This window comes from Agrobacterium sp. MS2 (assembly GCF_003261015.1).
GTDB lineage: Bacteria > Pseudomonadota > Alphaproteobacteria > Rhizobiales > Rhizobiaceae > Agrobacterium > Agrobacterium pusense.
Genome location: NZ_QLNF01000039.1, coordinates 88740 through 101585 on the forward strand (window position 1 = coordinate 88740; position 12846 = coordinate 101585).

The 12846-nt window shown below is 59.3% G+C and carries 12 protein-coding genes; 3 read left to right on the forward strand and 9 right to left on the reverse strand.

The window, feature by feature from the left end; translation table 11 throughout:
* Positions 1–22 precede the first annotated feature (22 nt).
* The 7 genes from rnc to rpoZ form a co-directional block, all read right to left on the reverse strand.
* Positions 23–736, reverse strand: a complete 714-nt coding sequence (gene rnc / locus DOU54_RS14160; RefSeq protein WP_045534157.1) for a ribonuclease III — start codon at positions 734–736, stop codon at positions 23–25.
* Positions 733–1479, reverse strand: coding sequence for a signal peptidase I (lepB, locus tag DOU54_RS14165; RefSeq protein WP_003509951.1), 747 nt, complete (start codon positions 1477–1479; stop codon positions 733–735). The genes rnc and lepB overlap by 4 nt, the downstream gene beginning before the upstream one ends.
* 206 nt (positions 1480–1685) lie before the next feature.
* Positions 1686–2090 (reverse strand): holo-ACP synthase, encoded by a 405-nt coding sequence (acpS, locus tag DOU54_RS14170; protein ID WP_113382473.1) that lies wholly within the window; start codon positions 2088–2090, stop codon positions 1686–1688.
* The gene (locus DOU54_RS14175; RefSeq protein WP_004440911.1) at positions 2087–2665 is read right to left on the reverse strand and encodes a DUF2062 domain-containing protein; all 579 of its coding nucleotides are present in this window, start codon (positions 2663–2665) and stop codon (positions 2087–2089) included. Before DOU54_RS14175 ends, acpS begins: the two co-directional genes overlap by 4 nt.
* A 249-nt stretch (positions 2666–2914) precedes the next feature.
* Positions 2915–3061 carry a hypothetical protein gene (locus DOU54_RS14180; RefSeq protein WP_003496944.1) on the reverse strand — a complete coding sequence of 49 codons (147 nt, stop codon included), beginning with the start codon at positions 3059–3061 and terminating at the stop codon, positions 2915–2917.
* Between the two features lie 197 nt (positions 3062–3258).
* Complete coding sequence (locus DOU54_RS14185; RefSeq protein ID WP_004440906.1) at positions 3259–5493, reverse strand: RelA/SpoT family protein; 2235 nt, start codon at positions 5491–5493, stop codon at positions 3259–3261.
* 132 nt (positions 5494–5625) lie between these two features.
* Complete coding sequence (gene rpoZ, locus DOU54_RS14190; RefSeq protein WP_003521126.1) at positions 5626–6015, reverse strand: DNA-directed RNA polymerase subunit omega; 390 nt, start codon at positions 6013–6015, stop codon at positions 5626–5628.
* Between the two features lie 393 nt (positions 6016–6408).
* On the opposite strand from rpoZ, the gene DOU54_RS14195 reads away from it, so the two are divergent.
* A complete protein-coding gene (locus DOU54_RS14195) occupies positions 6409–6978 on the forward strand; it encodes a LabA-like NYN domain-containing protein (protein WP_004440903.1) in 570 nt (189 codons plus the stop codon).
* A 217-nt stretch (positions 6979–7195) separates the two neighbouring features.
* The gene (locus DOU54_RS14200; protein WP_113382471.1) at positions 7196–8695 is read left to right on the forward strand and encodes a globin-coupled sensor protein; all 1500 of its coding nucleotides are present in this window, start codon (positions 7196–7198) and stop codon (positions 8693–8695) included.
* A 168-nt stretch (positions 8696–8863) separates the two neighbouring features.
* On the opposite strand, the gene smpB is transcribed toward DOU54_RS14200, so the two are convergent.
* On the reverse strand, positions 8864–9346 hold the full coding sequence (gene smpB / locus DOU54_RS14205) for an SsrA-binding protein SmpB (RefSeq protein ID WP_004440898.1): 483 nt from the start codon (positions 9344–9346) through the stop codon (positions 8864–8866).
* Between the two features lie 161 nt (positions 9347–9507).
* Positions 9508–10392 carry a 4-hydroxy-tetrahydrodipicolinate synthase gene (gene dapA, locus DOU54_RS14210; protein ID WP_004440897.1) on the reverse strand — a complete coding sequence of 295 codons (885 nt, stop codon included), beginning with the start codon at positions 10390–10392 and terminating at the stop codon, positions 9508–9510.
* A gap of 363 nt (positions 10393–10755) precedes the next feature.
* On the opposite strand from dapA, the gene DOU54_RS14220 reads away from it, so the two are divergent.
* A complete protein-coding gene (locus DOU54_RS14220; RefSeq protein ID WP_162749742.1) occupies positions 10756–12828 on the forward strand; it encodes a lytic transglycosylase domain-containing protein in 2073 nt (690 codons plus the stop codon).
* Positions 12829–12846: the final 18 nt, after the last annotated feature.

Here is a 12846-nt window from a genome sequence, read left to right on the forward strand (position 1 = left end):
GCCGTCGCCGGTCAGCTCAGTTTCAGGTAGAGCTTTTCTGCCAGACGCCTTCGCGTTCCAGCAATCTGGTTGCCGCCACCTGCTCGGCCGCGCGCTTGGAACGCTCGACGCCGGTTTCCGGCTTTACGCCGGGAATTTCAACAGTCACCGTAAAGCGGGGATCGTGATCCGGTCCGGAGCGATCGTCAACCCGGTAAGATGGGGTGACCGCAAACTTTGCGTGCGCCCATTCCTGCAGTTCCGTTTTCGCGTCACGCCGTCCGGCATCCACGCTCGTGGCACGGCCCTGCCAATATTTCAGAATGAATTTGCGCGACGCATCGAGGCCGCCATCCAGATAGATGGTGGCAATCAGGCTTTCGACGACATCGGCGCGCACGTTCAGCATCGCCTTGCCGGTGAGTTTCTTGACGTCGGATCCGGTGCGGATGAAATTGTGCAGGCCCATCTCGTCAGCGATCGACGCGCAGGATTCGGCGCTGACCAGTTGGTTCAAACGCACCGAAAGCTCACCTTCGGACGCATTGCGGAAGATGGAGAACAGAAGCTCTGCAACGCAGAGACCCAGAACGCGGTCGCCCAGAAACTCCAGACGTTCGTAATTGCCCGCCGCGGCGGAGCGGGCGCTGGCATGGGTCAAGGCCCGGTCGAGCCGGGCCTTTTCCTTGAACTCATATCCGATCAACGCTTCCAGACGGGCAATCTCGTCCGCGGAAAGCGGCTTGGTCTTGCTCATCCCACAACCTTGAACAGGCGGTCCCAACGCATGTTGGCCGGCCATTCCCAAATGCGGCTGAACGGCGTGTCGTTGCCCAAAGAGAAGAAGATGACGCTTGCGCGGCCAATCAGGTTTTCTTCCGGCACGAAACCGACATCGAAGCGGCTATCCAGCGAATTGTCTCTGTTGTCGCCCATCATGAAATAATGGCCTTCGGGGACCACGAATTCGCGGGTGTTGTCGCCGCGCGAGTCGGGCGACTGATCGAGCGTGTCGTAGGTAACGCCATTGTCAAGCGTTTCGCGGAAAACCGGTACGTTGGCGCCCGGATCGGCGCGATAATCCGACGTGAAGGTGCCGTCGGGCTGCTTGGGCACCGGCTGGCCGTTGATGAACAGCACGCCGTTCGTGACCTGAATTCGGTCGCCCGGCAAGCCGACCAGACGCTTGATGTAATCCACTTCAGGATTGGGCGGCAGGCGGAAGACCACGACATCGCCGCGCTTCGGCTTGCTGAATTCCAGAATGCGGCCCGAAAACAGGTTCGGCGAGAAAGGCAGCGAATATTTAGAATAGCCGTAGGAGAACTTGTTGACGAAAAGATAGTCGCCGACCAGCAGCGTCGGCATCATCGAGCCCGACGGGATGGTGAAGGGCTGAAACAGCACGGTGCGGATGACCATTGCCAGCAGCAGCGCCTGAATGATGACCTTGACGTTCTCCCAAAGGGCGTTCTGCTTCTTTTCCGCTTTTTCCGACACTTAAAGACCTGCCTGATTGTTTCCCGGCTTCTTCGATCCAAGAAGCTGACGGGCCGTTGCTTATCGCGCCTGCGGCGGGTGATGCTGTTTCACGCGGCCCGCAACGCTTTTATATTTCTGCGACTTCTCTAGAACCTTTCCAGCCCGAAGGGAAGCGCTTCTGTGACAGCGGTGCAAATAGAGCGCGCCCAACGGTGCCCCAGGCGTCAATCGATCACGGGAAGCGCCTCGATGATCACAAATGCCTGAGCGTAAGGGTGGTCATCCGTGATCGTCAGGTGAATATTGGCGCGATGGCCTGCGGGCAGCATGGCCGCCAGTCGCTCCCCTGCCCCGTTTGTCAGCACCATGGTGGGCCTGCCGCCCGGAAGGTTGACGACGCCCATGTCCTTCCAGAAAACGCCGTTCGCAAGGCCGGTGCCAAGCGCCTTGGAACAGGCCTCCTTGGCGGCGAAACGCTTGGCATAGGACGCGGCGCGGTTCTTGCGGCCATCGGATTTGGCGCGCTCGATATCGGTAAAACACCGATGGGTGAAACGCTCGCCGAAGCGCTCGATCGATTTTTCAACGCGCCGGATGTCTATCAGGTCGCTTCCCAATCCAATGATCATTTCAACATCTCCAGAGAAGCATTCTTGTTGGCGGCGCGATGCGCGAGATTTTCCATCTTGCGGCGCTGAAAACCGTTGATGAGCCCATAAACGGCGATATAGGCGATGACCGCGCTGATGATGGCGGGCGGAACCGCACCAATGGTCATGGGTTCCAGCACCGGCGTCCATATCTGCCGGAATTCAAGATGGCTAAACAGCGCCACGAAATCCACATGCGCAGCACTTTCCGACGTCTTTCGTCCGAGAATGACATGTCCCAGCTCCCAGGTGGAGGCCCAGATGAAAGGAAATGTCAGCGGATTGGCGAAAGTCGTACCGAGTGCCGCCGCCACGAGGTTGACGCGCATGAGGAAACCGAGCGCCATGGCAATGATGATGTGAACACCGAGAAACGGCATCCACGCCACACCCACACCGATGGCGACACCGGCGGCAATGGAATGGGGAGAGGCGGAAAGCCTGAGCAGGCGCAACTTCATATAGCGCAACGAACGGGAAAAACCCGTTCGCGGCCAGAAGAGGTCGCGAATCTTCTCTGAAAAACCAACGGGTTCACGGCGGCGAAACGGCATGGGGACAGTCTATTTCATCACCCCGGCCGAGCCAAGAGCGTGGTAGGCAACAAAGAACTTTTGCCCGGTTATCCCACGCTGATCATTGCAGATGCAGCATACCCGATCAGTCACACTGGACAGCGGCATGGAGGAGACGCGCTGAGGCGCGTATCTCCTGGGCTTGCGGTGCACAGGAAAACACAGGCCATTACCGCCGCGCTTTCCGTGTCCATACGCATGGCGATTGGCTGCCATGCGCTGAGCGCATTACCGGCGGAACAGGCCGCGGTCGATTTCGCGCTGACGGAACTCGAGGTCGACATTCGATACCGAGCCGCTGAGATATTCGAATTCGCGTTCCTGGGTGGTCTTGCCACGAACGGCGCGGGCGATCTTGCGAAGCGGAGTAAACATGATTTTCGGTCCTTTCGGTTTGGAACTGGCGTTTCTCATCGGTGTTCATCCACCGGCACGCCGCGTTTCCTTCTCTTCAATTTCTGAGAGGAAAATAGTCGCAAACCGCATTAACCACCAGAGACAGGAAAAGGCCGCTGCCATGCACAGAACGCATAACAACGGCCTTCCGCTATCTCAAAGGCATCAAAAATGCCTCAATCAAAGGCACGCGTGACCGTGGAGACGCAATCCAGATCCTTGAGCTGCGACAGAAGCTGGTTCAGCTGCCTGAGATCCCAGACTTCCACGTCCAGCGCCAACTCGGAGAAGTCAGTACCGATGCGGACCATGTTCAGCCCGCGAATATTGACGTCGAGCGTTGCGATCGACTGCGCCACCGAGGCTAGCGTGCCCGGCTCGTTCAACGCATTGATCATCACCCGCGCCATGAAGCGCGACTTGTTCGCTTCATCCAGATCCCACCGCACATCGATCCAGCGTTCCGGCTCGTCGTCGAAGCGCTGAAGCGCCGGCGCCTGGATTGGATAGATGGTGATGCCCTTGCCCTTTTCCATGATGCCGACGATGCGGTCCCCCGGAACGGCGCCGGCCGGCCCGAAATGCACATCGACATTGCCGGAAAGGCCACGAATGGGCAGCGGGTCAGGCCCGTCGAGCATTTCGGCCGCACCGTCATCCTCCAGCGCCGAACGGGACTTGCCCGGTATCTTGAAGACCATGCCCGAGGCGCTGCGCATGTTGAACCAGCCGTCGTCACCGGTCATCTTCACCGTCACGCGCTCGTCCTGATAATCCGGGAATACCGCGCGCAGCACATCGAGCGAGGAAACCTCGCCACGGCCGACGGCCGCGATGGCGTCCTCGACATCCTTCTGCGCCAGCCGATGCAGGACCGGCTTCAGTGCCTCCTTGGAGAAGGCCTTGCCGGCGCGTTCGAAGGTGCGCTCGAGAATGCGATAACCAAGGCCGGAATATTGTTTGCGGATGGCCATACGGGTGGCGCGGCGGATGGCCGAGCGGGCCTTGCCCGTCACCACTACCTCTTCCCATGCGGCGGGCGGCACCTGCACGCCGGAGCGGATGATCTCCACCTCGTCGCCATTGTTCAGCCGGGTGACGAGCGGCATGATCCGGCCGTTGATCTTGGCGCCAACGGTGGTGTCGCCGATATTGGTGTGCACCGCATAGGCAAAATCGATGGGCGTCGCGCCGCGCGGCAGGGCAATCAGCTTGCCCTTGGGCGTGAAGCAGAACACCTGATCCTGAAAGAGTTCCAGCTTGGTATGCTCAAGGAATTCTTCCGGGCTGTCGCCTTCCGCCAGCGATTCGATGGTGTGGCGCAGCCAGGAATAGGCGTTGCTTTCCGGCGAAAGCAGATCGCCCTCCCCGTTTTCGCCATCCTTGTAGAGCGCGTGGGCGGCAATACCGAATTCGGCGATCTCATGCATGCGCTTGGTGCGGATCTGCAGCTCGATACGCTGGCGCGACGGGCCAACGATGGTGGTGTGGATGGAGCGATAGTCGTTCTGCTTCGGCGTGGAGATGTAATCCTTGAAGCGGCCCGGCACCACACGCCAGCGTGTGTGCACGATGCCGAGCGCCCGATAGCAGGAGGGAATGTCGTCGACCAGAATGCGGAAACCGTAGACGTCAGACAGCTGCTCGAAAGAGAGCGACTTCGACTGCATCTTGCGAAACACCGAATAAGGCTTTTTCTGCCGACCCTTGACGCCCGCGCCGATGAGGCCGTTCGCCACGAGCAATTCACGCAGCTCGTCCTCGATCTTCTTGATGAGGCCTTCATTGCGCGTTTCCAGTTCCTGCAAACGGTTTGTCACCGTCTCATAGGCTTCCGGATTGAGATAACGGAAGGACAGGTCCTCCAGCTCGTCGCGCATGTCCTGCATGCCCATGCGGCCGGCGAGCGGCGCATAGATTTCCATGGTTTCCTCGGAAATGCGGCTGCGCTTGTCTGCCGGCATGTATTCCATGGTACGCATGTTGTGCAGGCGATCGGCGAGCTTCACCAGGAGAACGCGCACGTCATCGGAAATGGCGAGCAGCAGCTTGCGCAGGTTCTCCGCCTGTTTCGCCTTGCGGGTGACGAGATCAAGCTTCTTGAGCTTGGTCAGCCCTTCCACCAGCCGGCCGATGTCTTCACCGAATAATTCGTCGATTTCAGCGCGAGTTGCGGTGGTGTCCTCGATCGTATCGTGCAGCAACGCCACCGCGATGGTCGATTCGTCGAGATGCATTTCGGTGAGGATTGCGGCAACTTCCAGCGGATGCGAGATGTAGGGGTCGCCATTGGCCCGCTTCTGCTGGCCGTGTTTCTGCATCGCGTAAACATAGGCCTTGTTCAGCAGGGCCTCATTCGCATCCGGTTTATATTTTTGAACCCGCTCAACGAGTTCGTATTGCCGCATCATGCGATATTCCACAAAAAGAAAGCGCGCCAACCTTGGGGTCGGCGCACAATGCTGCATCAATAAGGATCAGATTATGACGGCAACTATTGACAGACGGTAACCGCCGCCTGCCAAAGGCGTCATAAAACCGGATCAATAATCGTCATTTTTTTCCGGCGGCACAAGGCCTTCGATACCGGCCAGCAGTTCTTCTTCCGACATCTGGTCGAAGGTGACGGTCTCCGGCTGGTCGTCTTCTTCGCTGTCGGCAGCGGCGGCGGCAAGCGTGACCGGATCGGGCTCGGGCTCGTCCACTTCCACGTGCTTCTGCAGCGAATGGATGAGGTCTTCCTTCAGATCGTCGGGAGACAGCGTCTCGTCGGCGATTTCACGCAGCGCAACGACGGGGTTCTTGTCATTATCGCGGTCAACCGTGATGGAAGAGCCCTGAGAAATCTGGCGCGCACGGTGGCTGGCGAGAAGCACCAGCTCGAAACGGTTGTCTACTTTATCAATGCAATCTTCAACTGTGACGCGGGCCATTGCCTGTCCTTTGCGGGTCGTAATGTCGTGGATCAGAGCGCCGTGCGGTCTTCAGGATGCACAAGGGTTGCTCTAACCTATTGAATCTGCGCTTCGTGCCTTGCGGAAAACACCTGGAATTTCTCGCGACGAAGCTTTCCAGCTTCCGATACAGCCATTGGCCGCGGAATTCAAGTTTTTCCTGTCTTTGGCGTCTTTTGGCACCTTATCCTCGATGTTTGGCGCCTGATGAACAAAATGTCTAGAAGAATTGTCTTGGAATAAGGGGGAAGGTAGCTTACTTAAAACGCAACGGCGGTACGCAAAGCGCGTTGATACGACATGATATTTAGCGCTATCGACCGGATATAAAAGCCAGATAATGGCCTTTCCAAAAAAAAGGAATGGGATGGAATGTTCGATCCACGGGAGAAAATTGCGCTCTTCATAGATGGAGCCAATCTTTATGCAGCATCGAAAAGCCTGGGATTCGATATCGACTACCGCAAGCTTCTGAAGGCGTTTCAAAAGCGCGGCTATCTGCTGCGCGCCTATTATTACACGGCCCTGATCGAAGATCAGGAATATTCCTCGATCCGCCCGCTGATCGACTGGCTAGACTATAACGGTTACAAGGTCGTGACGAAGCCGGCGAAGGAATTTACCGACGCGCTCGGCCGCCGCAAGATCAAGGGTAACATGGATATCGAACTGGCGGTCGACGCCATGGAGCAGTCCGAAACGGTCGATCACCTGGTGCTGTTTTCCGGCGACGGCGATTTCACCACGCTGGTGGACGCGCTGCAGCGCAAGGGCCGCAAGGTTTCCGTGGTTTCCACCATGGCCACCCAGCCCGCGATGATCGCCGACGACCTGCGCCGCCAGGCCGATCACTTCATCGACCTGATGACGCTGAAAGCCGAAATCGGACGCGATCCGAATGAGCGCCCTGCCCGGCACGCGGAAGGCCCCGAGACGGTCTGATCCCGATTTCGCAATCACCGATATTTCAAGAGCGCGTCCGTCTCAAAGACTGGCGCGTTTTTGTTTACCCCCCCTATCGGCAGGGAAAAAATTCCCCTGAAATTAACAACCGTCAAATCCGGCCGGGGAAAATTATATCTTGGTTAATTTTAGACGTGTCTAAATCAAGTAACGGCACCAAAGACATGATTTGGGTGCCAAAGCAGGATGACTAGACATGCATGGCCAAGAAAAAACCGACCGACAGCTCGAAGAAAGACTGAATTTTCTGGGGCTCGGCCACGAGCAGCGACAGAATCTCTCAGACATGAAGGGCGTCATCACCGGCTCTCTCGATGCGTCGCTGGACCGCTTCTATGCGAAAGTGCGCTCGGTGCCGGAGACGGCGAAGTTCTTTGCCAATGACTCACATGTGCAGCACGCCAAGGGCATGCAGCTCAAACACTGGACGAGGATCGCCTCCGGTACATTCAACGCGGATTATACCGATGCCGTGACCGCGATCGGCCGCACCCATGCCAGACTGGGGCTGGAGCCGCGATGGTACATTGGCGGTTATGCGCTGATGCTTGACGGCATCGTCAAGGCCCTGATCGAGTCCGAGTTGAAGGGCCTATTCATGGAGAAGAAGGCCAGGAAGGTGAAGGACGCCTTGTCCGCCACCATCAAGGCCGCCCTTCTGGACATGGACTATTCGATTTCCGTCTATCTCGACGTGCTCGCCGCCGAGCGGCATAAGGTAGAGGCCGAACAGGCGCAGATGAAGAAGGAGCAGGACCATATTCTCACGCTCCTCAACAGTGCCCTCGACCGGCTGGCCAACGGCGACCTCACCTCCAGCATCAACGAAAAGACCGCGCCGCAATTCGAAGGGCTGATCGCCAATTTCAACACCGCCGTCGGCAATCTCGCCGGTGCCTTCGCCCAGATCGTGGAGGAAGCGAACAAGATTTCCGGCAATACGCGCGAGCTCACCTCCGCCACCGATGACATGGCCCGCCGGACGGAGCAGCAGGCGGCCGCGCTTGAGGAAACCGCCGCAGCCGTTGAGGAAATCACCACCATTTCCAGATTGTCGGCGCAACGTTCCGAAGAGGCCAAGGCCATCGTCGAAAGTTCGGCCATCGAAGCAGCACGCTCTCGCAATGTGGTGACGGATGCGGTGAAAGCGATGGGAGCCATCGAGGACTCGTCGCAGAAGATCACCCAGATTATTTCCGTCATCGATGAGATTTCGTTCCAGACCAATCTATTGGCGTTGAACGCCGGCGTGGAAGCCGCGCGCGCCGGCGAGGCTGGCAAGGGTTTCGCCGTCGTCGCCCAGGAAGTGCGTGAACTGGCCCAACGCTCCGCCACCGCCGCAAAGGAAATCAAGACACTGATCGCCAAGTCTTCCGAGGATGTGATGCAGGGCGTTTCGCTGGTGAACAAAACGGGTGAATCCCTGAATACGATCGGCAGCAAGGTCGATCACATCAAGGATCACATCACCTCGCTCACCAAGGCGGCGCAGGAACAATCCGTCGGCATTCAGGAAATCAGTGCGGCGATCAACAGCATGGACAATCTGACGCAGAAGAATGCGGCAATGGTGGAAGAGACCAATGCAGCCACGCACAATCTGAGCGATGTCAGCGCCAACCTCGCGGCGCTTGTCAGCCGGTTCAGCGTTTCGACGACGAAGGCGCATGTGGAGCGGACGTACCGGGCGGCGTGACGGGCGCAGCGGACAGTAACACACTCCCGTCATCCGGGCCTTGAGCCGGGATCCAGCCAGCCCGAGTCCTTGGGCTGAAAAAGCTCTTCTCACAGCGCAGACGCGTTGCGACTGGATGCCGGATCAAGTCCGGCATGACGGAGGAGCATGCTGCGAAAGGCGGCGAACTTAGGCCGCCCCACCCTTCAACAACCGCGACTTCTGCCGGTTCCAGTCGCGTTCCTTCTCCGTCTCGCGCTTGTCGTGCAGCTTCTTGCCCTTGGCGAGCGCCAGTTCCAGCTTCGCACGGCCCCTGTCGTTGAAGTAGATCTTGAGCGGCACCAGCGTCATGCCTTCGCGGTTGATGCCGGCGCGCAGGCGGTTGATCTCGCGCTTGCTCAGGAGCAGCTTGCGGCGGCGGCGCGGCTCATGGTTGAAACGGTTGGCCTGCAGATATTCCGGCAAGTGGGAATTAATGAGCCAGATTTCATCGCCCTCGTCCGACGCGTAGGATTCGGCAATGTTCGCCTTGCCTTCGCGCAGCGACTTGACCTCGGTGCCGGTCAGCACCAGTCCTGCCTCATAGGTGTCGACGATTTCGTAGTTGAAACGGGCCTTGCGGTTTTCCGCAACGATCTTGTTCACCACGCGCTGGCTGCCTTTGGGGGCCATGATATTTCAATCCCTTGTTTTTCTTATTGCGCCTTCGGCCTGCCGCCGAGAGCGGTTTTCGAACCTCTATTTAGTATCGTCGCCACGAAAAGAAAAGGCGCGCGGGACTGCTTCTGCTGCGAAGCGGTCCATTGCGCGCCTTCCGGCTTTTCAGACCTGTCTCAGTTCATCAGGCCGGCATGCTTCAGCGCCGCATCTATGGCTGCTTCGGTTGCCGGTTCCAGCGTGCTCATCAAGGGCGAACGCACACGGCGGTTGCCGCCGCGCGTCTTCGACAGCGCATATTTTGTGCCGCAGACGCCTGGCTCCATGAAGATGGCCTTATGCAGCGGCATCAGGCGATCCTGGTACTCCAGCGCCTTGGCATAATCGCCGGCAAGCATCGCCGCCTGGAATTCCGAACAGAGGCGCGGTGCCACGTTGGCCGTGACGGAAATGCAGCCGACACCGCCATGGGCGTTGAAGCCGAGAGCGGTACCGTCTTCACCCGAGAGCTGGACGAAATCTTTGCCGCAGGAAATGCGCTGTTCGGAAACGCGGTCGATCTTGCCCGTCGCATCCTTGACGCCAACGATGTTCTTATGGGCCTTGACCAGGGCGCCCATGGTTTCCGGCAACATATCCACCACCGAGCGCGGCGGAATATTGTAGATGACGATGGGCAGCTTCACCGCTTCCGCGACGGCGGAGAAATGGGCGAACAGGCCCTTCTGGGTCGGCTTGTTGTAATAGGGGGTAACCACCAGCAACGCATCCGCACCCGCTTCCTGCGCATGCAGGGCCAGCTCGATCGCTTCATCGGTATTGTTGGAGCCTGCACCCGCAATGACCGGAACCCGTTTCGCCGCAACCTCGATGCACAGTTCAACGACACGTTTGTGCTCGTCGTGGGAAAGCGTCGGGGATTCCCCCGTCGTGCCCACCGGCACAAGTCCGTTACTGCCTTCGGCGATCTGCCATTCCACATGGGCGGCGAAAGCCTTTTCGTCCACGGCGCCATTGTCCGTGAACGGGGTAATGAGGGCGGGAATTGATCCCTTGAACATGCAAAGCTCCTGGCGCCGAGCCGGTTCATGCTTCGGCCGCATTCGATGGTTAAAACCGGCACACATTAGTGCCAGCCCTTGGCGCCGACAAGCGCAAAGGCAGCGTATTTTGTCCGAAATTGTCGGAAGTGTGACAGTGTTCGGGCCGTGATCTGCAAGCATTAAATGCACATAGCGAAAAGCGATATTGCTCGCGGGCCGGTGAATAAAAGTTGATTGAATTGCAGGGGCGCGCTTAACATTTCATTAAGCCTGAAATCCCAAGATTTCCGGGCGGGAGATCAGACCTTTTTTCGGCAATCCCGCTGCAATGTAGCGATATTAGAAGAAAGTCGGCAACTCCGTTACACGATGAAGAACGGCATGAAAAAAACAGTCTGGGGATTGATGGCGGCGGGCCTTGCCGCAACCGTGTGGAACGCGCTGGCCGGGCCGCTGCCCGAGGGCGCCGCGCCGCTTCCCTATGTGAAGCCGGATGCGCCCACCGTTCCCGCTTTCATGCCCGCTTCGCCAGAGGTTACCGGCGCCATTCCCCGCCTTAACCGGCCCGATGATGCGAGCCAGCTGAAGGCAAGCCTCGACGCGCTTTCCGGGCGCGATGCGGCGCGGGCCATCGCGCTGCGCAACGCCATGCCGACCGGCAGTCTGGACCGTCACATCCTCACATGGGCAATCGCCGTTTCGGGCCAGAAGGATGTGCCTTCAGCCGAAATCGCCGCAGCACAGCGCGAACTCGCCGGCTGGCCGGGCGCCGCGACTTTGCGGGCCAATTCCGAAAAAGCGCTTTATCGCGAGGACCCGCCGGCACAGCAGGTGCTTGCTGCATTCGGCGGCAGCAAGCCAGAAACGGCGGAGGGCACGGTGGTTCTCGCCAAGGCGCTGGCCGCCTCCGGCAAGGTCGTGGATTCGCAGCGACTCATTCGCCAGCTGTGGGTGAGCGAAGGCATGGACAAGGATATGGAAGACCGCGTGCTGGCCGCCTTTCCTGCCTATCTGACGGCCGCGGACCACAAGGCGCGCATGGATTATCTGATGTATCGCAGCCGCATCAGCCAGGCGAAACGTTTCGGCGAACTCGGCAAAGCGCAGTCCCTTTACAATGCCTGGGCGGCTGTGCTGCAGCGTTCCGCCAATGCCGGCGCCCTGCTCGGCAAGGTGGATGCCGGCTGGCGCGATGATCCCGCATTCCTTTTCGCGCGCGTGGAGAACCTGCGCAACCAGCAGAAATATCCGGAAGCGGCGGCTCTTCTGCGGCAGGCGCCGAAGGATACTGCCAAGCTGGTCAATCCAGGCGAATGGTGGAACGAGCGGCGAATCATCGCGCGCGGTCTCGCCGATCTCGGCGATTTTGCCGAAGCCTATCGTATCGTCGCCAATCACAATGCCACATCAGCGGTGGATGTCGCCGATGCCGAGTTTCATGCCGGCTGGTATGCTCTGCGGGCGATGCGCGACCCGGCCACGGCTTCGCGTCATTTCAACGCCCTGCTCCAGACATCAAACCGGCCACTTTCGGCCTCCCGCGCCTATTACTGGCTCGGAAGGGCGGCCGAAGCCGGAGGACCCGGCGATGCACGCGACTTCTTTGCAAAGGCGGCAGCCCATCCCGGTACGTTTTACGGCCAGCTTGCCGCTGCACGGATCGGCACGAAGACGCTGAACGTGACCTATCCCAGCCCGAGCAATGGCGACCGAGAACGCTTTGCCGGCCGCGAAGCCGTGCGCGCCATAGACCGCTTGGAGGCGGCAGGTTACGGCTGGCGCGCCGACAGCCTTTACAGGTCGCTGGCCGAACAGCTCGACAGTCCCGGCGAGCTTGCCATTCTGGCGGCGCGGGCTGAGGGCAACGGTAATCATCAGGTCTCGCTGCAGATCGGCAAGACGGCCTTCAGCCGCGGTATCGATGCGGCGGCCCTTGCCTATCCGCTCGGCGTCATTCCCGCCAGCGCCAATATTGCCGGCTCCGGAAAGGCGCTTGCCTATGCGATCGCCCGGCAGGAAAGCGCCTTCAACCCCGCCGCCGTCTCCGCCGCCAATGCCCGCGGCCTGCTGCAACTGCTGCCCGGAACGGCCAAGGGCGTGGCCGGCCGCCACGGCCTGCCCTACACACAGGCGATGCTGACCAGCGATGCGGGCTATAACGCCACACTCGGCGCCCATTATCTCGGCGAGCAGATCGACAGCTTCGGCGGCTCCTACATCCTCACCTTCATCGCCTATAATGCCGGCCCGAAACGTGTCCCCGAATGGATCTCGCGATATGGCGACCCGCGCGGTAAGCCGATTGACGAGGTGGTGGACTGGATCGAACGCATCCCCTTCCCCGAAACGCGCAATTATGTGCAGCGGGTGATGGAGAATTATCAGGTCTACAAGACTAGGCTGGGCCAACAGGCGGATATTGTCGATGACCTGCGCCATGGGCGTGCAGGGTAAGAGCGGTATTCATCGGCC

Bases quoted from the DNA above. Each gene is read 5' to 3' on its own strand.
- acpS (WP_113382473.1), bottom strand. From the start codon at position 2,090: ATGATCATTGGATTGGGAAGCGACCTGATAGACATCCGGCGCGTTGAA.
- smpB (WP_004440898.1), bottom strand. From the start codon at position 9,346: ATGGCCCCCAAAGGCAGCCAGCGCGTGGTGAACAAGATCGTTGCGGAA.
- rnc (WP_045534157.1), bottom strand. From the start codon at position 736: ATGAGCAAGACCAAGCCGCTTTCCGCGGACGAGATTGCCCGTCTGGAA.
- DOU54_RS14200 (WP_113382471.1), top strand. From the start codon at position 7,196: ATGCATGGCCAAGAAAAAACCGACCGACAGCTCGAAGAAAGACTGAAT.
- rpoZ (WP_003521126.1), bottom strand. From the start codon at position 6,015: ATGGCCCGCGTCACAGTTGAAGATTGCATTGATAAAGTAGACAACCGT.
- dapA (WP_004440897.1), bottom strand. From the start codon at position 10,392: ATGTTCAAGGGATCAATTCCCGCCCTCATTACCCCGTTCACGGACAAT.
- DOU54_RS14180 (WP_003496944.1), bottom strand. From the start codon at position 3,061: ATGTTTACTCCGCTTCGCAAGATCGCCCGCGCCGTTCGTGGCAAGACC.
- DOU54_RS14185 (WP_004440906.1), bottom strand. From the start codon at position 5,493: ATGATGCGGCAATACGAACTCGTTGAGCGGGTTCAAAAATATAAACCG.
- DOU54_RS14175 (WP_004440911.1), bottom strand. From the start codon at position 2,665: ATGCCGTTTCGCCGCCGTGAACCCGTTGGTTTTTCAGAGAAGATTCGC.
- DOU54_RS14220 (WP_162749742.1), top strand. From the start codon at position 10,756: ATGAAAAAAACAGTCTGGGGATTGATGGCGGCGGGCCTTGCCGCAACC.
- DOU54_RS14195 (WP_004440903.1), top strand. From the start codon at position 6,409: ATGTTCGATCCACGGGAGAAAATTGCGCTCTTCATAGATGGAGCCAAT.